At 35.0% G+C, this 26953-nt stretch carries 14 protein-coding genes and 1 pseudogene; 1 reads left to right on the forward strand and 14 read right to left on the reverse strand.

From position 1 onward, the window contains the following. Positions 1–191: 191 nt before the first annotated feature. The 4 genes from ABD011_RS14915 to ABD011_RS14930 form a co-directional block, all read right to left on the reverse strand. Entirely contained in the window at positions 192–1085 is an 894-nt protein-coding gene (locus ABD011_RS14915) for a toxin-antitoxin system YwqK family antitoxin (RefSeq protein WP_425545562.1), read from the reverse strand. A gap of 27 nt (positions 1086–1112) precedes the next feature. Further along, positions 1113–11630, reverse strand: a complete 10518-nt coding sequence (locus tag ABD011_RS14920) for a SpvB/TcaC N-terminal domain-containing protein (RefSeq protein WP_343799545.1) — start codon at positions 11628–11630, stop codon at positions 1113–1115. A gap of 13 nt (positions 11631–11643) precedes the next feature. Beyond that, positions 11644–14322: a T9SS type A sorting domain-containing protein gene (locus ABD011_RS14925; protein WP_343799547.1), complete on the reverse strand. Its 2679-nt coding sequence runs from the start codon at positions 14320–14322 to the stop codon at positions 11644–11646. A 243-nt stretch (positions 14323–14565) separates the two neighbouring features. Further along, the gene (locus tag ABD011_RS14930) at positions 14566–15246 is read right to left on the reverse strand and encodes a response regulator transcription factor (RefSeq protein WP_343799549.1); all 681 of its coding nucleotides are present in this window, start codon (positions 15244–15246) and stop codon (positions 14566–14568) included. Positions 15247–15801: 555 nt separating this feature from the next. On the opposite strand from ABD011_RS14930, the pseudogene ABD011_RS14935 reads away from it, so the two are divergent. Next, positions 15802–16224, forward strand: a pseudogene (locus tag ABD011_RS14935) (transglutaminase domain-containing protein); the annotation flags it as partial. A gap of 110 nt (positions 16225–16334) precedes the next feature. Here the strand turns inward: ABD011_RS14935 and ABD011_RS14940 are convergent. The 10 genes from ABD011_RS14940 to ABD011_RS14985 form a co-directional block, all read right to left on the reverse strand. Continuing rightward, a complete protein-coding gene (locus tag ABD011_RS14940) occupies positions 16335–17807 on the reverse strand; it encodes a serine hydrolase domain-containing protein (protein WP_343799551.1) in 1473 nt (490 codons plus the stop codon). A gap of 106 nt (positions 17808–17913) precedes the next feature. Beyond that, a complete protein-coding gene (locus tag ABD011_RS14945; RefSeq protein ID WP_343799553.1) occupies positions 17914–18453 on the reverse strand; it encodes a helix-turn-helix domain-containing protein in 540 nt (179 codons plus the stop codon). Between the two features lie 89 nt (positions 18454–18542). Beyond that, a complete protein-coding gene (locus ABD011_RS14950; protein WP_343799555.1) occupies positions 18543–19331 on the reverse strand; it encodes a T9SS type A sorting domain-containing protein in 789 nt (262 codons plus the stop codon). 61 nt (positions 19332–19392) lie between these two features. Further along, positions 19393–20202, reverse strand: a complete 810-nt coding sequence (locus tag ABD011_RS14955; protein WP_343799557.1) for a T9SS type A sorting domain-containing protein — start codon at positions 20200–20202, stop codon at positions 19393–19395. Positions 20203–20260: 58 nt separating this feature from the next. Continuing rightward, positions 20261–21358 carry a hypothetical protein gene (locus ABD011_RS14960; protein ID WP_343799559.1) on the reverse strand — a complete coding sequence of 366 codons (1098 nt, stop codon included), beginning with the start codon at positions 21356–21358 and terminating at the stop codon, positions 20261–20263. Between the two features lie 10 nt (positions 21359–21368). Next, positions 21369–23060, reverse strand: coding sequence for a T9SS type A sorting domain-containing protein (locus ABD011_RS14965; protein ID WP_343799561.1), 1692 nt, complete (start codon positions 23058–23060; stop codon positions 21369–21371). Between the two features lie 63 nt (positions 23061–23123). Continuing rightward, on the reverse strand, positions 23124–23810 hold the full coding sequence (locus ABD011_RS14970) for a DUF4386 domain-containing protein (protein WP_343799563.1): 687 nt from the start codon (positions 23808–23810) through the stop codon (positions 23124–23126). A 4-nt stretch (positions 23811–23814) separates the two neighbouring features. Further along, positions 23815–25158, reverse strand: coding sequence for a serine hydrolase domain-containing protein (locus tag ABD011_RS14975; RefSeq protein WP_343799565.1), 1344 nt, complete (start codon positions 25156–25158; stop codon positions 23815–23817). A gap of 18 nt (positions 25159–25176) precedes the next feature. Next, positions 25177–25959 carry an FISUMP domain-containing protein gene (locus ABD011_RS14980; RefSeq protein WP_343799567.1) on the reverse strand — a complete coding sequence of 261 codons (783 nt, stop codon included), beginning with the start codon at positions 25957–25959 and terminating at the stop codon, positions 25177–25179. A 40-nt stretch (positions 25960–25999) separates the two neighbouring features. Next, the gene (locus ABD011_RS14985; RefSeq protein WP_343799569.1) at positions 26000–26947 is read right to left on the reverse strand and encodes a polysaccharide deacetylase family protein; all 948 of its coding nucleotides are present in this window, start codon (positions 26945–26947) and stop codon (positions 26000–26002) included. Between the last annotated feature and the right edge of the window lie 6 nt (positions 26948–26953).

The raw sequence follows: 26953 nt of genomic DNA on the forward strand, positions 1-26953 counted from the left end.
CTTTAATATGGAGTAAAGGTGAAGTAAAGGTTGAGTAAAGGCTCAAAACAAAAGGGTTAAATGTTAAAAAATGATATAATTTTCTTACAATTATATGTATAAACAGTTATGATATCCATTCTTTATGGGTTGGATAACTTAACTTACCTCACGATACAATCGTGCAGTACTAAGGTTTTTTCTAAACCACTCTATTTTATAATTGTATCTTTTACATAAATAGGGATTTCAAAATATTTTATATTCTCCTCCCTTATAACACCCATAGAATCAGAGTCTTGTTCAAAATACTCTACAATATAGCCTCTTACGGTATAATCACCTGTTTTTTTAATTTTTTTTCCAAAAGCCACTGTAAACCGAAATTCATCCTTCGGAAACCATCTTTGATTAACAATATCCTTAGTTAAATTATAAAAAGTGTCTAATTCAATCTCTTTTTCATTTGAAAAATCTGAATTAAAATTAAAGCCACTTTTAGGAAGCACTACATAAATTTCTGATTTCCTTTCTTTGAAGATTGGCAACCCTAAAATAGCTGCAGCTCTAAACGGATAATTTAACGCGAAAGTGTCTTGTGCTTTTATAATTTCAAAATAAGTTGTGGGGTAATACAAGGTATCTCCTTCTGTATTGAAAGACCACACTTGGTTCAAATAGCTTTTTCCATCTATGTTTTTGTACTCCCTAGTCGATTTTAATCTTCCTTGAGCATCAAAATACCTCCAATTTCCTACTGGAACAAACTTATCCATCCCTAAATGAAGTATACTCCCTTCATTTAATTTATCTCCATTAATATTAAAAATTACTCTTTTAGCCAAACTATCAACTCCGTTAGTTTTCCAATAGATAATACCCTTTATTCTTTCATCAGGAGACTTATAATAGGTAATTGAGGAGTCAACTTTCACGTTATCCCTATAGTAATGGATTTGCTTTAACTTACCGTTAGGATAGTATTCTTTATAAATATCGTTTAGCTTTCCGTCTCTTAAATAATATTCCTTTTTAATTTTCCCATCATTATAGTATTCAACTTTATGTTCATTTTCACATGATAAAAAACAATAAAAAATCAACATCAAAAAAGCTCTTTTTATTAACATTTTTTATTTAATTATTACAGATTTTACTTTTCTTCCATTTTTCAAATCAGGGTTTTTCATGAGTTTTACAGAGTCATTTTTTGCATCTTGTAAATTATCATAACCAACAGTATAAGATCCTCCTCCTTCTAAAATTATCTTCCTATAAAATCTAGGGTTGCTACTATCATCAACCCCAAAGAGGTTTTCTTCAATAACCAAATCAACAAAATCTAAAGCAGGGTCTACTACTTTTACTTCTTGTCTAGCTTCATCCATAAGAGTTTTATATTCATTTTTTAGGTCAAAATTCTTAGCATTGGTTCTAGCATTGGTCATAACATCTCCTCCTGAAGACCGCTTTTTACCTTTCGCATAACCAACTAAAATCATAAATGCATCAACGTTTACATCTTGTACTGTCCCATCAGTAATAGTTTTCAAATCTTGCGGCCCATATACTTGCCCATCACTTGTACTGAAGGAAAAACCATTACTGCTTGTTCTTTCCCTTCGATATGACCCTCTTGATCGTCCGCCATTTGTTGAACTCCCCTTTGTACTAGTTGAACTGTTTGAACTTGAACCATTGACACCAAATATGCTAAATAATAATTTCGAAATAGGGTTTCCTTCGGTTCTTTCTTTTCTTCTTGCTACAGGCTTTGGTGTATTGCCTTTACCGTCTGGATCCTCGGGTCCCATACCTGTAGGGTCTATTAATCTAACAGGATTAAGCATAGTATAGTTGTATGTACTCCAACTTGCATACTTCTCCGCCAACGGGTCAACACTCAACCACACACTCCATTTTGGGTTATAGTACCTTGCGCCATAGTAATAATTTCCAGTCTCATCATCCAATTCCTTACCATTAAACTTGTATGGTGTATTATAAGAATTTTGGTGCTCGTCTACAAGGGTCTCACCAAAAGGTAAATACTCCATATGCTGGGTTACATAACCATCTCTATTGCTAATATACGAAGAAGATCCCAAATGGTCCCTATGGTACCAATAGGCATCGTAGCTATCGGCATCGTGTGCATAGCGTTGCAGGTTGCCTTCGCCATAATCTCCTACATAAGGGCAAGTGCCCAAGCTTATGCTTTGGTTTAGGGCTGTATAGGTAGCGCTCAACCCTGTGTTGGCTACCTGTACAATAGTATCGGCTTTAGTGCGTATGCCCTCAAACATGTCTTCAATTTTTGGTGGGTACAAGCCCAAGTCCCTTACCGTACCCAAGGTACTCTGTATACGCTCTGCTCCTATATAGTAATGCTTGGTATAACTGCTTATGAGGTCTCCTTGCTCTGCCTGTTGGTTAGGATCACTCAATGCCTTGGCGGTTACCAATGGGCTTGGGTAGAGCATAATCTCATCATGGGCGTTTTGGGAGACCGCGTAGGCATTACTACGTACATCTAATCTAGTGGGTACATAGCGTACCACACGCTGCCCAGAGGCATCATAGGTATATACTGCTATAGGGTGTTGTTTTGTATCCTCAGGGTTTAAATCCACAGCGCGCAAGCGGTCTTCTTCATCCCAAAGGTTGCGCTGTAAGGTTGTTATGTGCTGCTCTACAACACCCTCATAAGCAGGCCCTTGTGAGGCCTCGACAATTACTTGTTTAATGCTGGTTTGGTTGCCATTGGCATCGTAGTCTATCAGTTTCTTTTTATACTCTGGGTCACCAATGGTTAAACTCCCACTATCTGGTGTTTCCACTATTTCCCTTGGGGCATGGGGCTGTACATAGCCATATTCATCTCCTTGTCCTTGTATAACGTTTACTCCTGTAGCATAGCCAGCATAGTCCAAGTGGTAATTGGTCTTTATCATAGTTTCCGGTGTGTCTATGGCACTGCCATATCCTGTAACAGCACCTTGCACGTGGGTTTGGGTTTTACTAACAATGTTGTGCGCCAAGTCGTACCTCATATCCAAACTGTACTCCTGTGCCAGCAATGGCGTAGTAAAGTCGTTGGGCCCTGTATAACGTCCATTGGCATATACCAATCGGTTGTAATCATCATACTTGTAAGTATGGCTTATAGGTCCTCCCAACTGCCCTGTACTTGGAATACTGTTTTGGGCGTTTTGGGTTGCTACACTGGTTACATTACTTAAGGCATCATAGCCATAACGATTGGTAAGTCCAAAACCAGTAAATTGGTGGCTTAGGTCTTTAAGACGCCTTCTATTGTCATAGGTATAGCTGGTACTGGTACCGTTACCATAGGTAATTTGAGTACGCTCTCCTAAGGCATTGTACTGTATGTTGCTTACTATTTGGTCGCTGGCAACACCGCCATCAATGAATCGGTTAATATGGTCTAGTGCGCCTCCCAAATTATAATTGTAGTCCACACGTTCACCATCAGGGTAAATAATACTTTTTACTCGATTGTGGCTGTCATAGGTCCATTGGGTGTTGTACCAATAGGTATGTCGTCCTGCCACCGCTACACCACGTAAATGGTGGTTAAGGTTACCTAGTTTATCATAGCCAAAACCTTGCACTCCAGAGGCATCTTCTTGCATGTACAATCTGCCTACGGCATTTCTGCCTTCTGCATCTGTATTGCCTGGGTAACCATAAGTATAGGTACTATTATTTTCGGGGTGTTGTGGGTATTTTACTTTTATAAGTCTATTTTTTAAATCATACTCATAGGCTATGGGTAGCTGCTGTCCATTTGACAGTAGGTTGGAGGTGTAGCGTTCTTTTAGGTTACCCATAACATCATAAGTAAAGGTTTGCAACCCGTGGTCTGGGTGGCGTTCTTCAATACGTCGTCCTGCCAAATCATATTTGTAAAATGTTTCATACCCTTGGTGGTTTTTAACCTTTATCTTTTCGCCTATTACATTGTAATAAAACTGAGTGGTCAATTCACCATTTTGTACGGTTTTTCGTTGTCTGCCTCTTACATCGGTATGGGTTTCAAAAGTTTGGTCCAGCTCATTGGTTACGGTGGTTAAAAACATTCCATCGGCAATACTGTACACAGTGGTTGCAGTATCGTTCTCATCAGGCTGCTTAACACTAATAGTTCTGTCTCTACTATCATAGGTCATTTCGGTAGGAGGAATTGTGTTTTGGTCTGTAACATAATCGGCAATAGTCCCTAGATAATTAGCACTAGTAAAGGTAGGCAAATAGGCTGCAACTACACGACCATAGGGATCCTTGTGTTCTTTACCGCTTACCAGCCAACCTAATTGGTTGGTATCATTGTCATTAACAAGCTGTGTTTTTTTAAGCTGTATGGCACTCCCCATACCATCTACCAAACTCACGGTTAACAATTGGTCGTTTTGAGCATCGTCCACAAAATGTCTGGTTACCGCATGGTGTTTGGCTGCTCCAGTTGGCGTAGTTCCAGGTTCAAAACTTCCTATAGCTTGGCAGTAGTCGCCATTAAGCTGTGGTAGGGCAACCTCACCTTCATACTGCATACGCAGGGTCCAGCCGTTAGGCATTTCGTTGGGTGCAGTTACCTCAACAAGGCGTCCCCTATTATCAATACGTGTGCGTAGCTGCTGGCCATTTATATCTGTAGCCAATAAAGGTACTCCAAAACGATACTCATAACTACTTGTGGACACCTCGTTATATGAATTTGACACCTGTGTAGGGTAGGTGTGTACCGCTGGGTCATAGGCTATAGTGGTAACAAAGCCATTTTGCTGGGTATAGCTTATTGGATTACCATAAAGATCATCATAGCCTATGGTAACGGTATTGGTTTCAGTAGCATTAAGCGTGGTGGTCACCTTGATTAGTTTCCCTTTGTTATTGTATTCGGCATTACGCTGTCGAAACAACTGTCCGTCACTATCGCGTTTCACTTTAATACTTTTAACAAATCCGATACTGTTTCTATTGTACATACCTACTAAGTAGTCATAATATTCCATTTCGGTACGATAGGCATCCTCACCAAGTTGCCTGTAAGTTAATAGATTACCTCTGCCATCATAAGCCGTAAAGTGCTGCTCAATACTTAACCCTACTGCATTCTCAAAAGTGGTAGCTACGGTTTTTACAGGTGCCACAAAAAGTCGCGAATAGTCCAACAAGTCTGTACTCAATCCTGATTGCAAATAGTGTTGCGTTGGCGAAGCATTAACATTAACCTGTGGGACTACAGGATCCATAATGTTGTACAATGTAGTCTGCTCGCTCAAGAGTGCTTCATTAGCATCATGTACTGTAGTACGTTTTACCAAACCTTTTAAATACACATTATCAGTATGGTACTCAACTACTGAATAGCGAAAAGTACTATCGGTATCTGGGTCTAGTTGCGAGGTAGTGACCTTGCCAAAACCTAAAAACTCACGTTCCCTACGGTCGTGCTTGGGGTGTTCATAGCTTACACTTGTTAATGTTTCGTCAGTTGTTGTAAACCCTCCATCGGTATCAGCAGTAAATCCATCGTTGGTTCTTATGGTGTGCATCACCCACTTGTTATGTGGTAAATCATAGGTGTTTCCTGCTCTGGCATAATCTATTGTCCAACTACCTCCTAATGGCGTGTTAACCGTTTTAAGCAAATTGGTTTTACCAATTTTGTTTAATTTGGCAATGACATCATCGTTATTATTACCTGCTTGCAACACATCAGGATAGCCATCGCCATCTATGTCCTGAACCGTAATGCGTTTTTGGTTAACGCCTCCACTTACACCACCTGTAGCAGTGCCTGTTATTTTTAAGGGAATGGTAATGAACCCTAAGGGTATTGGGATAACAACACCACCTGTAGCTGAACCATAAAGGTTTCCTGTAGTTGAGCGGTTTTGGTCAATAGTCGTGTTATTGTAAAAATCAAGGGCATCAGCCTCAAAACCGGCTCCAGTGTTTAGGTACACTTTAAAGTTTGTTTCTGTTTTCTTGACTAAGTCAGGTAATCCATCGGCATTAACATCCAATAGTGTGGCAGTAACATTTGCGGTACTTGTACCTACCCCAAAACCACCACCAAAGGATGAGGTTACCACGCCACCTCCACCTGAGGCATTACTACGTTTGCTAACATTTAAATCTGTAAGGTTAAGGTCTGTACTCCAGTTTACAGGGTTGGCGCTAAACTCATACCCCAAATTAAGTCGGACACTAACTCCTGAGTGTTCTGTAATCGTAACTTGGTCAGCCAACCCATCACCATTAATGTCAACCCACATTTTAGAGTTGCGTGTTGTACCACTACTGGCATTAATACCAGAATTGATGTTTGTTCTTGTAGGGTTTGAAGTGCTTGGGTTATCAGCAGAAGTAGAATTAGGGAGTACACCCACAATGGTTACACCTGCGGTATTATCTTCATTTTCAGCACCAGATACAAAAGTGTTTTCTAGCGTATGTTCTATTAAGCCACCCTTCATGGAGGTAAACTGTATATTGCCATCGGTAATCATATCTGGGTAACGGTCTCCATTCACATCTATATATTGGTTCAATACCTTGGACCAACCATTGCTCTTTGTACCTGAGCCTCCTATTTCGCCAGATCCTTCATTAAGTGAAATAGATACTTCATGGTCAGTTGCGGTTCCTTTTGAAAACGACCGTTGCCTAAGACCTATAAAGTTTGAGGTACTACCACCTACATTGGTCAACTCTCCTTCACTAATATGGATATCTTGCAAATTAGGCTCACCAAAACGCCCCAACTTACTAACCAAGGTTGTATTGTCAAATCCATATGTGGCTGGTGCCCTTTCGCCTGTAGTATCATCCACATCCACTATAATTGCCATTGCATCATAGCTCAAATCGGCATTGTCCTGATGGTATAACAAATATCGTATGGCTTCAATAGCAGTAGAGCTTGCTTCACCATTGTCTACCTGATCATTTAAATCTTGAGCATTGGCACTATTAGAAGCAAATACTGACATGTCTATATTGCCATCAAATACATCCATAACAATGTTACCATTATCAACTATAAGATCACCATTTTCCTGATTATAATGGTAATTAATACCTCCATTGTATAAAAATTGTCCCCAACCTCTATAAGTCATTCCAAAAAAAGAGGATTGTTGTGCAAAAAATGGCTTGCTGAGTGTTTTTAGGGTAAAAGAAGGATAGTTATTTTGTTCGCTAGAAATCAACTCAAAAGTTATAGACGTAGGGTTATTTAAAGCAAAATCCTGATGTTCCATATAAAATGCCGAATATAGCATTCCATCAGGTGCATTAACTATAGCTTCAACCTCTCCTTTTGTTAATGTAAAATTATCAAAAGAGTTAGATCCGTTTAAATTGGCTGAGTTAGGATTGGCCCCTATCTTAAAAACATAATCATAAAGAACCAATGGGCTGTTATTGGTCTCTCTATGCACATAAAACGTATCATGGTCTATAGTTGTAGCCACTCCATTTATCCTTGTTTTACTTACCCAATTGATTTTTATAGGAAAAGCATTTTCATGTATATTGTCAAACTGTGAGTAATCAAGGTTTTGGTCAAACATATTATGGCTTACCTTTAATAAATCGTTAGCACTATCATTTGCAGTATTTGGGTCAATTATTGGTGTAGGTAAATCTGTACCGGCAACAGCATATTGTGTTTCATTAACATTGTTATCGTAAGTAAAATAGCTCACCCCTGGATAATGGACTTCAGTGCCGTTTACAAATATTATAGGTTGCCAGCCAATGGTATTCCACTGCACATTGGAGTCGCTTTCTACATAAAATCTAAAAGCATAACTATACGCTCCTGCATTAGCAAACTGGTTAGGGATAGCTGCCATTTGAGATGTTGATGCTCCACTTGGTGTAACCGATTGGTCTTCATGATTATAAGTGTACACTATAGTATCAACTTGAATGTTGGTTTCATCTATTTGTCCATAATTTGGATTTGGTTCCCCACCAATTGTTTCATCAGTATCATGTTGATAGGTCGTTTTTTCAATAACAAACCGTGTATCATCCGATAGGGTCAATCCGTTTTGAAAAAGTTGATTCACTCCAAAATAGGTGTTAAAAGAAATAGTATTATCTTCAGGACTAGGGCTCCAACTCCCTCCGTTGTTTATCATATAATCTGTGGTTGCATCAAACTCTAAAAAACTTGTATTATGCTCGTCATTAGTGGTGTTGAATGTAGTAGCACTTGTACTACTATAGCTTATCGCTGGATTCCATGCTACTGTGCCTCCACAACCGTATTCTTCATTATGAATCCTAAAAAACAACTTGTCCCTTTTTTCAACCTGCACTCCCTGTTTATTGATGTTTTCAGAACTGTTTGATGAAGACAAGTACCACGCATTATTAGCTCCAATTGCAATGCTTTGGGTGTTTCCTGTGTCTTGGTTAGAGTTGGCTTTTTCTATGGTAAGCCTAAAACTATTGGTGTAATCATCACAAGTATTGGATTGTAACAAAGTAGCTACACTTGCTATATTTATAGTGCCACTATAGGGTGCTACCCATACTTTTACATGGTCAAATTGCGAATAGTCTGAACGCAACTTCTCAATAGATTCAAGCTCTAAAGAGTTAATTACATCTTGGCTTAAAGTTCCTGTAGTGATTTCATTTGCAGTTAACGAAGAGTTGGTGTTAAAACTTACTATAGGGCTATCACTATCCCAAGGAGTTGTATTGTTAAAGTTAACTATGTTGTTAGAGGCTATATCTATAAGTCCATCTCCATTAAAATCGGTAAAATACTCGTCTGTTTCTGTTCTTGTTCTACTAGTGCTTCTCCCTTCACCAACACCCAATGGACCAACACCTAGGTTAGCATCAAACCCAAAGGTATTGGTTCTAGACTTTGTGTTGTCAAGTTCAGTTATATTTGTAATAGAGGTTTCAGCCCCAAAACCATTAAGCGTACCAAGGTTAGGTTGGTATTTCAGTCCTAAATCTGTTTTATAAACCTTATCAGGAAGTCCATCTCCATTAATATCTATAAAACTAATCTTGGTCTTTTCTTTACTTTGGCTATAGTTATAAGATGAGCCTATAGTACTGGTAACCGTTGTAGGGTTGGTGCCTATTCCAGCACCTCCTCTTACCCCTAAAGAAAAACCCGAAGTAGTCCCTGTACCCAGTGCCGAACCACTTGTAACTATATTAGCAACCCCGTTAAAATCTACAGAACTGCCTCCCCAAGTAACAGGAGTAACAGCATTAATTATTTGGTCTGTTCCCAACTCATCATAATATTCCATAGTATTGGAATAAAAAAGATTTCCTTCAGTATCATATTCTGAAATTTTGCTCAATTGCATTTTTTTAAATGTAGACTCAATATAATCAAACTCATAGCTTCTAACAACCTTCCACCCATCATCATCTTTATAACGAATCAATATTTTGGTCAATAGATCCTGGGTTGCCATCATAGTTCCTGTTCGTGCATTTAATTGGATATCATCCCTTATAATATTAACAGAACCATTATTAGTAATAAATTTGACTTCATAAAAATTATCAACCCCAGCTTTTTTAGTATATTGAATCCATCTAGGTTGAAATGATTGGGCTGACACCCCATTAATACTTATACTCTCATCTTTATCATAATAATAATCTACCCAGTTCCCATAAGTATCTGATGAACTATTTAATGCCCAATGAGTTATATTGTCGTTTTCATCCCTAACTACAGAGTTCTCATCAACCTCATATATACCATTATATTTAGAGCCACCATACCAATTCATGTTACCATACTTATCCCAAACTTGCCATATATAATTTTTAGGGGAATTACCCCAACGTATAATTTTAAAATAGCTCCCTTCTTTTCTTAAATAAAATAACTTTTCGCCATTAGAACTGGTATTATCATTTCTCAGCATAATACCATCATAACGATGAGGGTTAGTATAGTCACTACCTACTTTCTGCACCAAAGTTTCCCCATTCAATTGGTAAATCTCAGACTCGTTATAAGTATCAAATCGTGGTGTTCCCCAACGCGTATCCAAGGTTATGGCTGGTAATTGAAGGTTCCAACCAACTCCCATCCAACCATTTCCAGCCTCGCTATTATAATTGACACTCAAGCTAGGCATCATACCATTACGACCAGTTGGTAACTTTATAGGAAAATAAGTTGAGGCTATCCCATTTGAATTTGGTGCTGGAGGCGCAATACTCACCACACCTGCACTTGGGTTGGCATATTCCATATCGGTGATGGTAGTTGGTGTAAAACTAGAGGTCTCAGCCATTTCTGGTACCTTTATTACACCATTAATATAATCGGTATCCCCACTGTATTCCGAAACCACCATAGAATTGGCATAGTCCAATTCTGTTACAGGTAAGGCTATCCATTCTCTCTTTTTTCGGTCAAAAGCAAAAGTGCGCACATCTTTGTCACTATAACCTACAGGTATTTTGGTCTTGTCGTACTTTAAATGTAATTCAAAATTAGTACTATCAGTAATACCTGACGTTTTTATGCTATAACCTAGAAACACTCCTGAAGTAACATTAACAACATCAGAGTTTACTGGGCGTAATGCTTCAAAGTTAACACCTCCAACCTGCAATTGGCTTTCAGTAACTGTAGGTATGTTCGAAAAATTCTTAACAGTTAAGGCTTCTAGAGATATAGGCGCTTGCATGGGATGCTTAATAAGAGAGTGACCTTTATGGGGTTCGTCAGTAAAGACATACTCCATAACCGCATCGTTATAAACAACTTCAAAATTCCCCTCAAGACTCAACCCTTCGCCATAACGTATTGATAAATGCTTCAAGCCTTTAGGAACCTCATCCAAAATTGTTTCAAAAACACCATCTTTAACTGGTATTGATCTACCCAACGCCTCAACAAGTGTGCTGCCATCTTCAACAAAACCCAATAAATGGATTTTCCCACTATAATTTACAAGTCGCTCTGTGCTAATATGAATACGTTTAGAGCGTTTTTCTACAAGCTTAACTTGTAAGTTTTTAACCTTATACAAATAAGGAACATCGGCTCTTCTATTAAAAAATATTTCATTATTACCTGCTTTTAGTTGTCCTTTTAAAAGATGTTCTTCCACTCTTGTCCATGTGTTGTTAAGTTTTAGGGTTTGGCCTCCATAAACACTAAAGCTATTGATGCTTTTTGTAGTTTGCTCTGCTGCGGACACACCATATAGATCATATGTTAAAACCATATCATAATGATCAAAATCAATACTTTCAGGAAGATGTAATGTAAAAAAGTTGTCTCGTGGATTTTCCTTTTCTATCGCTTTGCTTATACCTATTATAGCTTGAGACTCCAAGGCATGGAAAACTGAAGAAGCACTGTCTTTTACAGAGTTACTGGTTGTCGTTTTAACATTGGATTTTATATATGCCACCTTGCCTCCAGTATGGTACTTATTAATATAATCATACTGCGAAGAACAATTAATGTTAGGCTGAAAACGATCAGTTCTTGACAATATTTGCTCAATAGGCTGCCCAAAAACAAGCACATTACTCAATAGTGACGTTAATAATGTACCAACAAAATAGGATGTTCTAAGTGATTTAAAAAATGGTTTATGCATAACAAAAGCTAGGTTATTTAATTATAATTTTGTCTGTTTTTACACCTAATGAAGATGTGGTTCTTATAAAGTACATACCGGCAGATTGAAGATTAAAAGGTAGCCTATAAGCCGATTTCCCATTAATAACTGTATGTGACAATTTTGCCCCTGTAACTGTAAACACTTCCACTGTAGCTTCAAACACCTCTGTAGCTGTTGCCTCATAGGTAAAAGTAGCATTAGGCTCTGATGGGTTTGGATACACCGCTGTTCTTAAAGCACTATTATTTTGACTTGGCGGAGTCAATTGAGGGGTTTCATTATCTCTATTTGGGCAATTATCTTTAAATATAAAGGACTCGGTAAGAAAACAATTGCTGTTGTCAACACCTGAAATCTCAACCCTTAAAATTTTTCCAGCATAAGTATTATAAATAGGGTCCTCATGACAATAGTTAGCGTTTATGGTATCAAAAGTAAGCGTAGGTTCTTCACTAATCAAAACATCGCTAATAAACCATCGGTACGTGGCTGTAGTACCAGAAATTAACACGCTAGCATCTATAACGAATTCCAAATCTCCATTTTCAAAATAAGCAATATCATACCCTATATTTGGATAACCAAAATCTCCTGGATAATAAAGACAGCTACTGCAAATGGTTTCCAATTGCGAAACTAAATCCAATTCAAATTGGGGAGCCACAAAATCTACGACTTCTACAAAAGTCTGCCCTTCGCTATCAGTCACTGTTACTATATAGGAACCATAGGGTATATCGGTAAGCGTTGTTGTTCCACTATGCGCATAATTAACAACACCATCAATTCCTTCTAAATTAGTTACATAATTAGGGAAGCCCCCATTAATGTTAACTGTTAAACTATTATGTAATGGGTCGCATCCATTGATTGTGGTTAATATCACATCATAATCTTTAAAACCTATTGTAATAATGTCCGAAATTTCACAGGATAAATCGCCACTAGTCACAATAACCTCATACAAACCAATTTCATCTACAGTTAATGTACTCTCAGCTTCTGGCAACAACACGCCATCATGATACCACTCATAGGTTGCATCTGGGTCATTAATACCTTGCACTGCATCGAGTGTTATTTCTGGTTGATTAGTAGTTAAAAATTGATCAGGTCCCAAATCCAAATTAAAATCCCAAGGATCAACAGTTATTTCTGTTTCAGCCACAAGTCCTTGTGGGTCATGAACTATAATATGGTAGGTTACATCAGGTTCTACGGAAAAAGTATATGTATTATTATTTGTAGTATCTTCTATGTTGCCTTGATTAGATTCAACTACAATATGATAGTCTGGTTTTCCTCCAGTAATATCAAGGACTATTTCCAACTTATCTTTTTTACAGCCTTGTACTTGAGCCTGTACAATCATTCGAGGCCCTACTCCAAAAGTAAATTGATCGTAAATACTTCGATCGGAATCAAAAAAAACGTCTTTGAAATAAGCTGTTTTATTATTCCAATCAATTTCACCTACATAATACTCAATATGTTCACTATCAAATTCAGATACTTCATCATTTCCTATATACTTATCTTGTAAAAGCCAAAGGGTCTCTTCTGGATTATAAGTTAAATAATCCACTAACTCATCTGTTAAAAACAACTTAAAATGTATAGGTAACTTGTTAATTTTTTTACCTGTACGCTGCGCTAACCATACCTTATCCCAAAACTTAATTCCATGTTCATTTTCATTAATCAAACTAGGACTACGATCATTATCTCCAAACACTAGAAAATAGTCGTTGGGTATGTTTTCCTTCTCTTGTTTTTGCATGTTGGTTTCAACTATATCCCCTATCGCAGAAACCAAATGGTCTTTTAAATGTGTACTTTCACTCTGCAACTGATTGAGTCCAGAAATAGCATCCCTACCAAAACCAAAAATCCTTTCAGGAAATAAATGGTTATTGGCTTCATCCCAAAAAACAATATTCTTTGAACTTAAATATGATATATTCCTATTAAGTGTTAATCCATATTTTAGTGCTAAATAACTTTCAACTCGGTTACGTTCATTATCGCTAATCTCTCTAGGAAAAGAGATAAACTCGGGAAAACTTCCATTAAAGTAATTGTCTTCATAACTTTGAATAGAATCTATTTGTGTGGGTTCTCCAATAGAAAAAGTCGTTTCACCTTCTTGTCCATAACTTTTGAATTTTTTATCAATAGTATAGTTGTTGGTGTGGTAAAAGTTTACGTTGGCATTTTTGTTACTTGTGTAATCAGCATAAATTTCATTTGTAAAAACATTTTTGTTATTAAAATCAAAAAAGTTTCTGATTATAGATTCTGTCTCAAAAATTGGCACAAAATTTTCTCGCCATAAGGTTCCTAAATGAGAAAAAGAATTTGGTTTTTCAGGTTCACCTACAAAAAACACATTCCTTCCGGTAGTATTTTCCAAGGAAGCTATATATTCCAAACAGAGCTTCTCAGCAAAGATTGAAGGATTGAAGTTAAAAAGACTTTTTTCCGTTTCACCACATTTATTGATCGTAATATCTGTTTGTGCTGAGTTGGGAAATACTCCATTTTCAATATTATCCCAATTTGATATATACCAAACTTCGGCTCCAGGAACACCTCCTGGTTGGTTTTGGGCATTGATAAAATAAAGATTAAATACTATAGAAAGAAAAAAAAGAAGTTTTGATTTCATAGATACAGTGTGCTATCATTAAAAATTTCATTTATCAAGAAACTAAAAATAACACACAATGCGCAAAATAAAAGCACCTAAAAAGTAAGCAAAAGCACAGTATTAAAACAACAAAAAGTAACATGAAAAATCATAAATATAAAAGCAAAAATCTATACCTAATTAAAAGTACTTTTATGCTTCATCTTATTGGTTTAGATTAATAAGACTTACTTTTTGCTATTTAAACAATTTTAACGGATACTATATAAATCCTTTTGTTTTTGCAGCAATTATCATATCGCGATCGCTCATAAATTTGTTACCAAATTTAACCTTAACATGTGCACGTCTCTTTTCTAAACCAGATTTTGTGAGAGGTAACAATGCTATCAAATCTTTCATCTTAGCTCCATTGGACATTTCATGTAGAATTTTAAGATCAAGGTCGTCCAATACAATAGCTGAATTCAATTGTTTTCTCATTAAATCAATAACGGTTTTGCTATAATAAGAATCGTTTTCAACAAGTTTAGTTATTGAAACTACCAAATCTAAAAAAACAATATCAGATTTTATCAAAAAGGCATTAGGATTCAACGAGGTCAAAATATTTTTTAACCTATGATTATCAGTATAACTTGTACAAACCAATAACTTACAACTTGGGTTTTTTTTAATAATCACCTGACCAAGCACTTCTCCATTTAAAATATCATATGATTTACTCGAGGGAAGATTAATATCTAAAAAAGCTATGTCAAATTTGTTATTATTTAATTCAATAGCTCTAATTTTTTCTATAGCTTGACCACAATCTAACGCTTCAGTAATATTAAATTTAATATTCACTAAGTCTTCTTCTACAAATCTCAATGCTCGTCTATAACTATCAATAATTAACGATTCATCTTCAACAATCAATACTTGGTATTTTTTTTTCATATTCAGAAGCGATCAATTATTAGACTATGACAAAAAAGTGCATTAAACGATTTAGTTATTAAAAATTCTATGAATTCAGCTAGGTTGAAACGAATCCTATAAAATCTGATATTTTTTTAGACCCTATTAAAAAAACTACTATCTCACTTATGTTTTTCCTTTAAATTATAACTCAATTCCAGTGACTCAACCACAATTGTTATCAAAACAAAAAAAATACTCTTTAAAAGAATATAATTAAACTAAATAAGGTTTTTATTTAGAACATATTGCAAAGTAAATATAATAATTTATTTAACTTTTCAAACATCATGAAATAACTCTTAAAAGTTCATCTATCACTTAATAAGCAGTTTTACTTATTAAGGAGGGATTGTACAAAACTAAAAATCAACCAAATCCATTATTCCTATCAGCTATTAATCTTTGATATAATTCATATGCGCTACGCTCTACCCAACATTCAACAAGTTTATTATCTTTAATATCCCAAATGGCAATCCCAGAAAACGATACAAATTTCTGGTCGGGTTGTAAACAAAAAAGTCAGATGGACATTGCATTGATAAAGCCATTTTATACATTGCTTGTTTACGCGCCTTCAATATTCCTGCAAGGTTACATTTAGCTAAAGTATCTAACCATATTGCTACAGAGCGTTTAGAAAAAGTGATTGGCACTAACGAGCTGGCACCTCATGGTTTGGTAGATGTATTTTATAATGGCAAATGGGTTAAATGTTCGCCTGCGTTTAATAAAGAACTATGTGCTATTTACAATGTAGATGTTTTAGATTTTAATGGTACCGAAGATGCAGTGTTACAAGAATACAATAAAGACGACCATAAATTTATGACCTACATTGAAGATTATGGTCATTTTGAAGATCTGCCTTTGGAATTTATAAAGGACACATTTAAATCAAATTATCCTAGTCTTTATGAAAGATTTGAAGGTCAGGATCATATTACAGTTTAAAAGAAGAACTGTTTTTTTAAAATACAAAAAGCCTTACATTTCTGTAAGGCTTTTTTTTGTACACAATATTGATCTATTTTTTGAACCAATCAGTAACTTATTTTAAAACTTTATCTTTTATCCCACAACTCATTACCTAGATATAGCTTTTGGGTGAGTAAATATTCGTAAATATTATTGACATTGTCTCCATTGAGAAATACGATATATCCGTTCTTGGATTGAGGAAACATGATTACCAAAGTACTTACCCCGGGATCTTTACCTGTATGTAACATAGCAAACTCACCATCACTAAAACCTGTCAGTATTTCCCAACCAAAACCAAAGAAATCATTCTCTCGCAATTTTACTTGATGTTTTTGCATTTCTTGAAATAGCTTTTTATTAAGTTCTGCTCCATTAATTACATAGGCCACAAACCTTCCATAATCTTCAACAGTGGTTAATAGATTAGCCGCTGCATTAGCCTCGTAATACTTAACAGTTTTAATATTATTACCATTTTCGTCAAAGTTTTGGGCATATCTTGATTCATCCATGGAAACATCCCACCAGAACCTTGTATCGTTCATTCCTACAGGTTTAAAAAGAAACTCTTGTGCTAACTCTTCAATAGGCCTTCCTAACTTATTCTCAATTGCTTTTCGAAGATATTCAAAGCCTTCTCCTGAATACTGGTACTTTTCACCAGGTTCAAATTGAAAAGTTAGCTTATTTGAATCAGTCATGTACCTCCAATTCGGGAAGCCCGTTTGGTGGGTCAACACTAAATAAGGTGTTAATTTTTTGTATCTATTGTCCTCTTTTAAATCTGGGTCTATCCAATACTTATATAACGGTTCCTGTAAATCCAAAAGTCCTTTGTCCACTAATTTTAAAACTGTTAAAGCAAATACTGGCTTTGTTAATGAAGCTACTTTAAAGATGGTATTGTAAGGTGCTTTTTGGTTTTTATCTAATGTACCATATACTTCAACCTTCGTTAATTTACCATTCTCAATAATGCTCAAACCTAATGCTGGAACATTGTTGTTTTTAAGAAGTTGTTCAATTTCGCTTACCTTGTCAATAGAAGTTGTTTCTGGGTCTTTGTGATCATAGCTCAATGCTTCGCTCAATACCCAATCATCGCTTTTTAATAACCAAACATGTGTAAACATTGCTATGCTTGTTAAAACATCTTCTTTTCCATTTTCTCTAATATAGAAATGATGCTCTCCTTTTTGAATGGCGCCATATAATTTTCCGTTATTGAATAGTGGAAATACTTCCAAACTGTTTGCGTTGACTTTACGTATCGGTTTTTTCTCTGGGTTTGAACAAATGTATTTTTTAGTATTATTAAAAAAAGAGTTCCTGTCCTGAAACCCGCTTTGGTCGTGATAGAACTTTAAATCATCTGCTATATGATTTTCTAAATAGTCTAAATCACATTGGTTAAAACCTCTTTCAAAAAACACACTGTCTTGCTTCTTTAAGGTTTTGAAAAGGTCAGAATTTTTGTCTATTTGAGCATTGATTTGTAGTGTACTATATACCGTTAGAACAACAGCGAAAATGATTGTTTTGATTTTCTTCATTTTTGATAATTTTTTGTATTGATGAACATTTTTTGTAAATGTCAATTAAAATACATCATTACATGAAAAAAGCACCTGACAATAGCACGACAAGTACCCGCTAATACTATATTATACTGAACTTGAGCTGAAAATAGAGCCTTCCTTTTTTATCAATCTCAAATGCATTTCTAATCACAATAAATAGGTTTGAAAGCAGTAAGAAAATCATAACCACAAGTATAGACTTGCTATTGAGGTCTAACCAATTTTTTAAAAATGATGCCGCCATAAAAATAATCACCGCTAGGATGGTCCATACTATTTGAATTGTAACCAGTTGTTTTGTTATTGCATTGAACTCTTTTTTTACAAACATAATTATGAGTGGCACAATAATATTTAGAGGTGGTATTACTGTAAAAGGTAATGCAGAAAAATTAATTAGTTTAAGTACTCCTAAATCTGACTCTATTGTTTCATCTTGTTCTAGAAGTAAGGAATTCTCTTCTATTTCTAAAGCCTTTGCAAGCGATTTTAAGGTATATCCTTTTGGTTCAGTTCCTGCTTCAATACGCTGTATGGTTCTAACAGAAACACCAGATTTTTCGGCTAATTCTTCTTGTGTTATGTTTAACTTCTCTCTTATTTTTTTTAATCTAGACATGGTATCTCCCTTATTAACTCTTGTTAAATTAAGAAAATAGTTTGAGACGTTCATTGTTGACATTGGCAATTGCTATATATAGTTTAAAATTAGTTTTTAATAACTTTTATTGGTTTTTCATCATCTAACTGCAGTATATACAAGCCCGCATCGACACCTTTTAAATTCACTACGCTATTATTTTGATCAATGCTTCCTTGCTTAATCAGCCTCCCTTTGATATCAACTATTTTAAAGTGCGTTATATTTTTAATGCTTTTTACCATTAACACATCTGATGTTGGATTTGGAAAGATTGACATGTTATTCTGATTAAGCCTTATAGTATCTATTGAGAGTGTTGCAGTACTGATTGTAATCTCGTCAATTATAGCTGTTATATTGCTATTACTGAAACCCGTCATTCTAATCTCATCGATGTTTTTAAAATCGTCGTTATTAGATAGGTCATAATCTGAAAAGCTACTTGATGCACTTAATACCACAGCACCAATACTATTTCCATCTCTATAGCTTGTCATTGTAAAATTACCTAAAAAGCTAAACCACTGTATTATAATACTATCTAAATTAAATTCACTACCATCGTCTGATGCCATATTTAAAGTGGTAGCTTGTTGCGCAAAAACTGTTACCGTATTTGGTGAATTGGCACCATTATGATTTATAGAGCCTGAACCTTCCCCATCTACAAAAAACGACCAGCCTTGTAATGAACCATTACGTGGTAAAAGATCATATGCTGCAACATTAGCATTTGAACCATCAAAGGTTGTGGTCCCAATAGCTGGTTGGGCTGAAAGTGTTGTAACCAAAAAGAAAACTACTAATAGCCCAACTATAGATTTTGATTGATTTTTAAAGTAACATTTATTCATAATTATTAATTATTTGATTGATTTTTATTTAAGTTTTAACCTTATATAAAATGCGATTTGATTATAATTTTAATACTTTAATAGGTTGTTGATTGTCTATTTTTAAAAAATACAAACCTAAAGGCAGCTTTGTTAAATTGATTTCACTGTCATTTTGATTTATTTTTCCTTGTACAATAACTGCACCCTGTATATCTATTATTTGATAGTCAACTTTATCATAAACATTTTTCACATTTATATAATCGGTTGTAGGATTGGGATAAACGGCAAAGCCATTTCTATTAATATCAAACTCATCTATTGATAATGATGAGGCGCTGATTGTTATTTCGTCTATTTTAACATTCATATTGCTTACCCCACCAAACCCCAAAAATCTTATTTGATCTATGTTATCAAAATTGGTGTTGCTTGATACATCGTAATTGTTATAACCTTGTGTAGCAGAAATAGTGAGTTGGCCAACAAAGTTACCATCTCGATAGCTTCTCAAGCTTACATCACCTGTAAAGTCTCCCCACTCTATAACTATGTTATCTAGGTCAAACTCACTGCCATCTTCGGATGAAATGCGTATGCTAGATAAATATTGTTGGGTAAAAAGACTAACATAACTAGGATTGGTTGTTCCGCTGTGATATATAGCTCCTGCACCTGGTCCACCTGTATCATATCCATCCATGTAAAAATCCCAACCTTGTACCGAACCCGTTCTTGGAAATATGCTATAAGGTGCTATGTTAGCATCAGTACCATCAAAGGTTGTAGTTCCAATAGTTGGTTGTGCTGAAAGTACTGTTATAAATGAGAATGATAGGAATAGCCATACCATTTGTTTTTTTGATAATGTAATATAGGTTAAATTCATAATTGTAATTGTTTTATAATTTATTGTTAGATGTTAATATTTGTTAAGTTGATATATCTTAAAAAGTGAGACATGGTAATACATCATCATTGAAATAGGGTTCTTGATTTACCCAAAACATATAGTTTACTTTAAGAAAGTCTTTAGCAAATGCGTGAAGCATGGGAACTATATTTTTTCTTGCACGCTCACCTTTATCTTCTTCTTCGTTGTAGTCTATATCTGCTCCAGTTTTACCAATGTAATTGCCATCTTGAATAGCTATGCCTAGTGGTACTGTAAACCTTCCTTCATGCATTTGGGCTAAAGCATGATTTAACTGTGCTTTTCTGGTTACCATTAAATCAGGACCACCAAGACCCACACCAATACTTTCCCCATAACTGTAAATACTTCTTAAATAGCCTTTATCATCAAATGGCAACCATTCTCCTGGAATAAAGTTGGCGTAAATCATTGTAGTTGATATCGGAAATGCTTGTTTTAATGCTAACATATTTTCCTTTATTCCTTGGACATAATTTGATTCCGAAAAGGTGGAATCATCCTCTTGTTTTACTTCTATGGCTGTTTCTTGTAAGTTGATGCCTTCTATAATACCATCGAATTCTTTACCCAAAGCCTTTAAAAGCAACGCAAATCGCTCTCGTACTTTTTTATTCCAGCGTTTGGTTACCCAACCATCAGGTTCTCCAGCATCATTATATTGCATTATTGCTCCTTGGTCATATTCACTGGAAAGCAAATAGGTTGGTGCTGCAATGTATTTGGGATTGAAAGTAATATCCTGTAGCTGAATGAATAGCTTTTTATCATGCTTTTTCAAATATTCAATATCTTCCCGTATCATGGCAAAATCGTAGAAACCTTTATTTGGTTCTAAATCTTTCCAAGCATACATAATTTGGGCTCCTTTGAATGCAGAATGTTTTAGAAAGGAATGGTTTCTTATGGACTCTCTGTCTCTTGAAAAATAAACGAAATGCCTAATGCTATCTTGTAATACTGGGCATTTTGCATCCTCATACTTTTTATAGGCATTTTTATACTTTTCGGAAGGATTTTGCCCTACTATTAGATTCACATAAAACAATGCAGTCACTAACAGAATTACTTTGGAAAATAGATACTCAAGATTAACTACATCATCTTTCATATTAAATATCTCATTTAATAATTAATTTAATAGGTGTTAGGCCTGCAACTTTTAATAGATACATTCCAGAATTTAAACTCGTAACATCAATTGAATTATTAGATTTAGTTTTTCCAGAAGATATCAAGCTACCTTTTACATCAAAAATTTTATACTCTAAACCTTGTTGCAATCCTTCTCCTTTTAAAACAACAAAGTTTTCTGCAGGATTAGGATATAGCTTAACAGAAAGGAGGTCATTGTCAGGAATTGACAAACTACCATCGATTAATTTAATAATATAGTTATCTCTATATTCAATAGCACTTACTATAGTTTGACTAGCCGTTTCGGGATTAATATCTACTGTATTTTCAAAATGTGCTGCAGTATATATATTATCTTGTGCATCAACGCCTAAATTATTAGCATCAATAAAATTAATACCACCTAGTTGAAAGCCATTCAAAAAACTACCGTTTGAATCCAATATACTGATATAAGCATCGGAAGCATTACTCGATTCTTGAGTTAATGAAAAAACATTAGCGGAAGGATCTAAATCAATAGTGTTAGAGTAGTAACCAGCTGTTATGATGTCACCATTACTATTTACCTCAATATCATAACCCAGAACGGAATCATTACCTTCTAAATGTTTAGCCCATTCTACCCCACCAAATGGATTAATCTTCATAACAAAACCATTATAAAAACTATTAGAAGTTAAATTGATAGGGGCTCCTATAATATCATGATTGAAATTAACAGTAAAACCAAAATATCCAGTAACAAAAGCGTTACCAAAATCATCAACAGTAATGCCATTACTAAATACATCACCACCATGAGTAATTCCTGCACTTACAAATTCACCGGCATTATTGAGGTGCAACACATAACCTGCAAAACCATCTGAAGAAGCCGTAAAAAAATCTTCTTGGATAGGGTTTGGATTTAAATCGGAAGTGCCTGAAAAATAGCCTGTAATGAACAAATCCCCAGAGGCATTAACAGCCATATCAATAGCCAAATCTGTATCTGTGCCCCCATATTGCTGTGAAGCAATGTAATGACCATTAGTATCTAATCGAAGTAAAAATGTATCACTAGCGCCCGTGCTAGTTAACATAACATTATTACTTCCTGGATCAATATCAATAGGATCATAAAAAAAACCAGAAAGTATTATTTCGCCTCCAGGCTTGTAAATAATAGACAAGGCCTCTTCAAAACCTGTACCTCCAATACTTTTTGCCCAAACAAACTCTCCATTGATATCTAGTTTAAGAATGAATATATCTTGTAAGCCAGACGAAGTTAAGTTGAAACCTGCACCCTCTGGGTCAAAATTTACAACTGTTTCATAATTTCCAGTAATGTATACATTACCAAAAGAATCACTTGTAATAGCACTCCCATGCTCGAAATAATCACCACCTACACTTTTAGCCCAAAGTAAATTACCATTACTATCTATTTTTTGAATAAAGGCATCATAAAACCCGTTAGAAGTTAATTCTAATGTCCCATTTGGGTCAAAATTTGCGGTGTCTGAAAAATAGCCCGTAATGTAACTATTACCAGCATCATCCACATGCATTGCTTTAACCACATCTTCTCCGTTACCTCCAAAACTGCTTCCCCAAGAAAAGTTTTGTGATAAGGATAAATGAGTAATTACTAATAAATTGCTTAAAATAAAGTACTTTTTTAAATTCATTTTTTTGATTTTTGATTGATTAAAATTTTTGGATTATATTTTTTACATAATTTTTGATAGTATTTAAATTGGCTTTTTTTGAGGTATTACTTTCTTGAAACCCTTTATAACTAACCAAAAGCCCAACACAAGCTCAAAAACTCCTGTTGGCGCATTTAATGCTAAATACTCAACCGAAATGACATCAACTATATTAAACAGTAGTAGCACGCTTGCTGCTATTGACAATATGGTTCCTAATATTCCCCAAACAGATAACCATTTAGGTATTAACTTGGTTTTAAAAAATAAGATGTACAACAGTAGGTTAGCTATACTGATGGTAAACACCATAAAAATGTGGTTAATGTAATCTCTTGTGATTTTAAGTACATTACCGAATGCCTCAAATGACCATTGATTTTCAGAAGAACTCTTAACAAATTCTTGACTTACTACAAGAATTGATAATAGTATAACCGAACCAATAATCAAGACAACTCCTGAAATGATTCTAAAACTTAAAAAGCCCAACACTAACCTTTGATTATATTTTTTCAGTATTGGGTATAACAAAATAGCAAAGCCTACATAGGTTAAAGACAATATGAATTGAAAAAAAGCGGCTATTGTTACCTGCATGGTATTTGTTGCAGCTTCTGTGAGATATTTAGGTGAATCGATAGCTGAAGCTATACTTAAAATGCCTGTTACCATTCCTAAAATGATAAGTATTCCGGCTAATTTTACGCTGTTTTTTAATAGTTTCATATCCTTACTCTTTATCCAATACATTTGTTTTGCCACCTTGAGATATATGCATTTGATTTTTTTGGACGTCAAACACTATTGCAATACCCGCAGGCTCGTATATAAATTCACCTTTTTCTACAGCTTGTAGATTCATTACAGAATCGCCCGGTGCTTGAAGGTGTAGTTGACTACCAGATCTGGTTACTGTTAATTTTACCGGGAAGGTGTTGCTTGAATAGACCCCTAGATATTGCTCCAATTCTTTGGCTTTTGGTTCATAAACCCTGAAATCGGGAATCTCAAAATGTTTGTTAAAAAGGCTATTGACAATAGTTACAGAAATTGAATTTAAGCTGTAATTCAAGCCATTGGACGTGATTGCAAATGCTATATTTTTTTCTGGAAAATACCTTAATACAGATGTGAATCCATCTATTTCCCCATTATGACCATAACTGGATTCATTATAATATTCTATTTTGAAAAGCCCCATTCCAAATTTGTCTTGAATGATTTGCATTTTTGAAACACTCTCGGACGAAAGTATTTTGTTGTTAAACAGAGCTTCCGTAAAATGTATTAAATCTGTGGGGGTAGACACAATGCCTCCCGCACCCATATCGATGGATGGATCGGTTTCGTCCGTTTTTTTCCATTGCTTCTCAAATTGATAGGCATAGCATTCATTGTTTGTGACATCTATTTTACTTCCAAAAAATGTATGATTTAAGTTTAAAGGCCTGACAATTTCATCTTCTAAAATCCTCGCATACGGTTTTTTATAAAACTTTTCTAGGATGTACGATAGTAATACATAGTTTGAATTGCTATATGCTGCTTTCTCATCAGGATTAAAATCGCTACCGCCTTGAGTAATGATTTCCACCATCTCTTTTTCCGTTTTTGGGCGGGTGTGATAACTTAAAAATGCTTCTTTGTTATCCGTGAAACTGCGGATACCACTTCTATGATTTAAAAGGTTTGAAATAGTGATACTACTTGCGTTTTTTATTTCAGGAAAATACTTTTCTATTGTTTGATTAAGCGATATTTTTCCTTCTTTTATCGCTTTAAAAGTCAATGTTGCTGTAAACAGTTTGGAAACTGACCCTATTCTGTATTTCGTTTCTTTATTAGGTTTTTGTTTCGATGCCATATCAGAATAACCCACTTGTTTATTGTAGATTACTTTTCCGTCTTTTAAAATTGCTACACTACCCATGAATTTTTGATTTACTTCAAGCGTATTGAAATAGCTGTCTAGTTTTTGGGTGTTTATACTTTGAGCCAGCCCCATTTCTATTTTTAACATAGAAAACAGGGCTAACAAAAAGATAACTGTTGTTTTTTGATTCACTAAAGCCACAATTAATAAGATTTACTATTAAGGAGTTTGCAATTTGATGAGTCTTACACTTACCCCAACATCACTAACTACAACTCCTCCATTTCCTTCTGTCTCATTAAAACGGAAATAATGATAACCTTCTGCAGCAGGGGTTGAAGTCCAAAAATATCCATATGTCCCTTTGAATATAAAGTTACCCTCCACTGTTCTTGCGCCTCCAAGTAAAGATTGAAACTCTCCATTAACAAGTTCCGCAGTGCTATTTTCGACTTCACTAAACAAGGTTTGCCAATGCTCTTGAGTAGGCAATCCCCAACCCTCTGGTGGCAATTGTGAAGCTGCCTCCCAAGTGTATAGCTTTCCATAAGTCTCACAGTTAGCCGACTCCTCATCATAGCACCATGATGAAGTTGATGTTGCTGTATTGGTATCAAAATTGAAATTTTCACCCAACCATATTTGATCACCAATTTTTACAATTTTATAGCGTTGCCCATTACGTTCATCTAATAGTGAGTTTAAATGCGCTTCTGAAACACTTGTAGCGGATGTACAGTTATTGGCATCTCTAACTGTTATTGTATAATCACCAGATTCAACATCTTCAAAGGTATCGGATGTTTGAAATGTTGTACCATCTATAGAGTACTCATAAGGTGCTACACCTCCTGTAGCTGTAGCTATAATTGTGAATTCTTCTGCGGTAGCTGTTACTGCCAATGTGCTGTTTGCACATGGGTTATTGTCGTCGTCATTAGAACAAGATGTTGCTAAAAACACTACTATTAATAAAAAGATTGATTTGATTTGATTGTTCATTTTTTGATTCATGATGTTTGTTGTTTATTTAATAAATAGGTTATTTTTTAATGTTTTGTATTTGGTTATATACCTTTTCAATCTCGGATAGACTTGGTTCTTGTTTCATCCATTTTACGCGTTCTACTTGTGTACCCATCCATCGATAAAGCCAACTAATACCCCATTTTTTGTAATAAGTATCTTTTTGTGTGTAGATAGGGTCTGTTAACGATTTTTCAAAAGGGACGATTTTGTATTTAGCTTGTTTTAATCTTGATATGATTTCAGATACATAATCTGCATTAATAGCATTGTCGTGGCATAGATAAATATGCTTAATAGGACGCTTATAGATTGAGGTTGCCATCTTCTCATAAAAGTTTAAGAGCTCCATGGTCTTATCTACATATTGTTCACCAATAGCTTTAGCCTTTTCAATATCACCGTTATTGAGATAGTATTGATACACGGTATCAAACATCCAGTCGGAGCTTTCAATGGTAAAAGGTGCTATTATGTAATCTTTTGATTTAAGATATTCTCTAATTTGTATATGCTGGGTTGAGTCTTTACCCATATCGTTAAAGGGAAACCGAAAGTATTTAACTTCTTTATTATACTTTAAAGAATAATTTTTGGTTAATACTTCACCTTGTTTAATATCTTTTACAAAACTCTCAAAGCTGACATCTGAATATCTGGGGTGGCTATAGGTATGATTGCCGATTATGGCCTTCTCATCTTTAATCCATTGCTCCAATACTTCTTTGTTCTTATCTATAAACTCTGTTTTATAAACTTTATCCTCGTTAATGAAAATGGCAAAGGGCACCTCTAAAGAATCTAGTACATTTAACAGTAATGGCGAGAAATTATCCTTTTTATATTTGGTTGTATTAGGTACATCATCAATAGTGATGGATATGGTTTTTTGCTGTGAAAAAACCATCACATTTACAAGAGAAATAGCACCTAGGACTATTAATTTATAGGTCAGTATTTTCATGGTTTT

It is taken from the genome of Gaetbulibacter jejuensis, from assembly GCF_039524015.1.
GTDB classification, from domain to species: Bacteria; Bacteroidota; Bacteroidia; order Flavobacteriales; family Flavobacteriaceae; genus Gaetbulibacter_B; species Gaetbulibacter_B jejuensis.

What these genes read in the sequence shown, in the direction of transcription:
- ABD011_RS14945 (WP_343799553.1), bottom strand. Translation starts at nt 18,453, where the DNA reads ATGTCTAGATTAAAAAAAATAAGAGAGAAGTTAAACATAACACAAGAA.
- ABD011_RS14920 (WP_343799545.1), bottom strand. Translation starts at nt 11,630, where the DNA reads ATGCATAAACCATTTTTTAAATCACTTAGAACATCCTATTTTGTTGGT.
- ABD011_RS14965 (WP_343799561.1), bottom strand. Translation starts at nt 23,060, where the DNA reads ATGAATTTAAAAAAGTACTTTATTTTAAGCAATTTATTAGTAATTACT.
- ABD011_RS14930 (WP_343799549.1), bottom strand. Translation starts at nt 15,246, where the DNA reads ATGAAAAAAAAATACCAAGTATTGATTGTTGAAGATGAATCGTTAATT.
- ABD011_RS14940 (WP_343799551.1), bottom strand. Translation starts at nt 17,807, where the DNA reads ATGAAGAAAATCAAAACAATCATTTTCGCTGTTGTTCTAACGGTATAT.
- ABD011_RS14925 (WP_343799547.1), bottom strand. Translation starts at nt 14,322, where the DNA reads ATGAAATCAAAACTTCTTTTTTTTCTTTCTATAGTATTTAATCTTTAT.
- ABD011_RS14970 (WP_343799563.1), bottom strand. Translation starts at nt 23,810, where the DNA reads ATGAAACTATTAAAAAACAGCGTAAAATTAGCCGGAATACTTATCATT.
- ABD011_RS14950 (WP_343799555.1), bottom strand. Translation starts at nt 19,331, where the DNA reads ATGAATAAATGTTACTTTAAAAATCAATCAAAATCTATAGTTGGGCTA.
- ABD011_RS14980 (WP_343799567.1), bottom strand. Translation starts at nt 25,959, where the DNA reads ATGAACAATCAAATCAAATCAATCTTTTTATTAATAGTAGTGTTTTTA.
- ABD011_RS14955 (WP_343799557.1), bottom strand. Translation starts at nt 20,202, where the DNA reads ATGAATTTAACCTATATTACATTATCAAAAAAACAAATGGTATGGCTA.
- ABD011_RS14985 (WP_343799569.1), bottom strand. Translation starts at nt 26,947, where the DNA reads ATGAAAATACTGACCTATAAATTAATAGTCCTAGGTGCTATTTCTCTT.
- ABD011_RS14960 (WP_343799559.1), bottom strand. Translation starts at nt 21,358, where the DNA reads ATGAAAGATGATGTAGTTAATCTTGAGTATCTATTTTCCAAAGTAATT.
- ABD011_RS14915 (WP_425545562.1), bottom strand. Translation starts at nt 1,085, where the DNA reads ATGTTGATTTTTTATTGTTTTTTATCATGTGAAAATGAACATAAAGTT.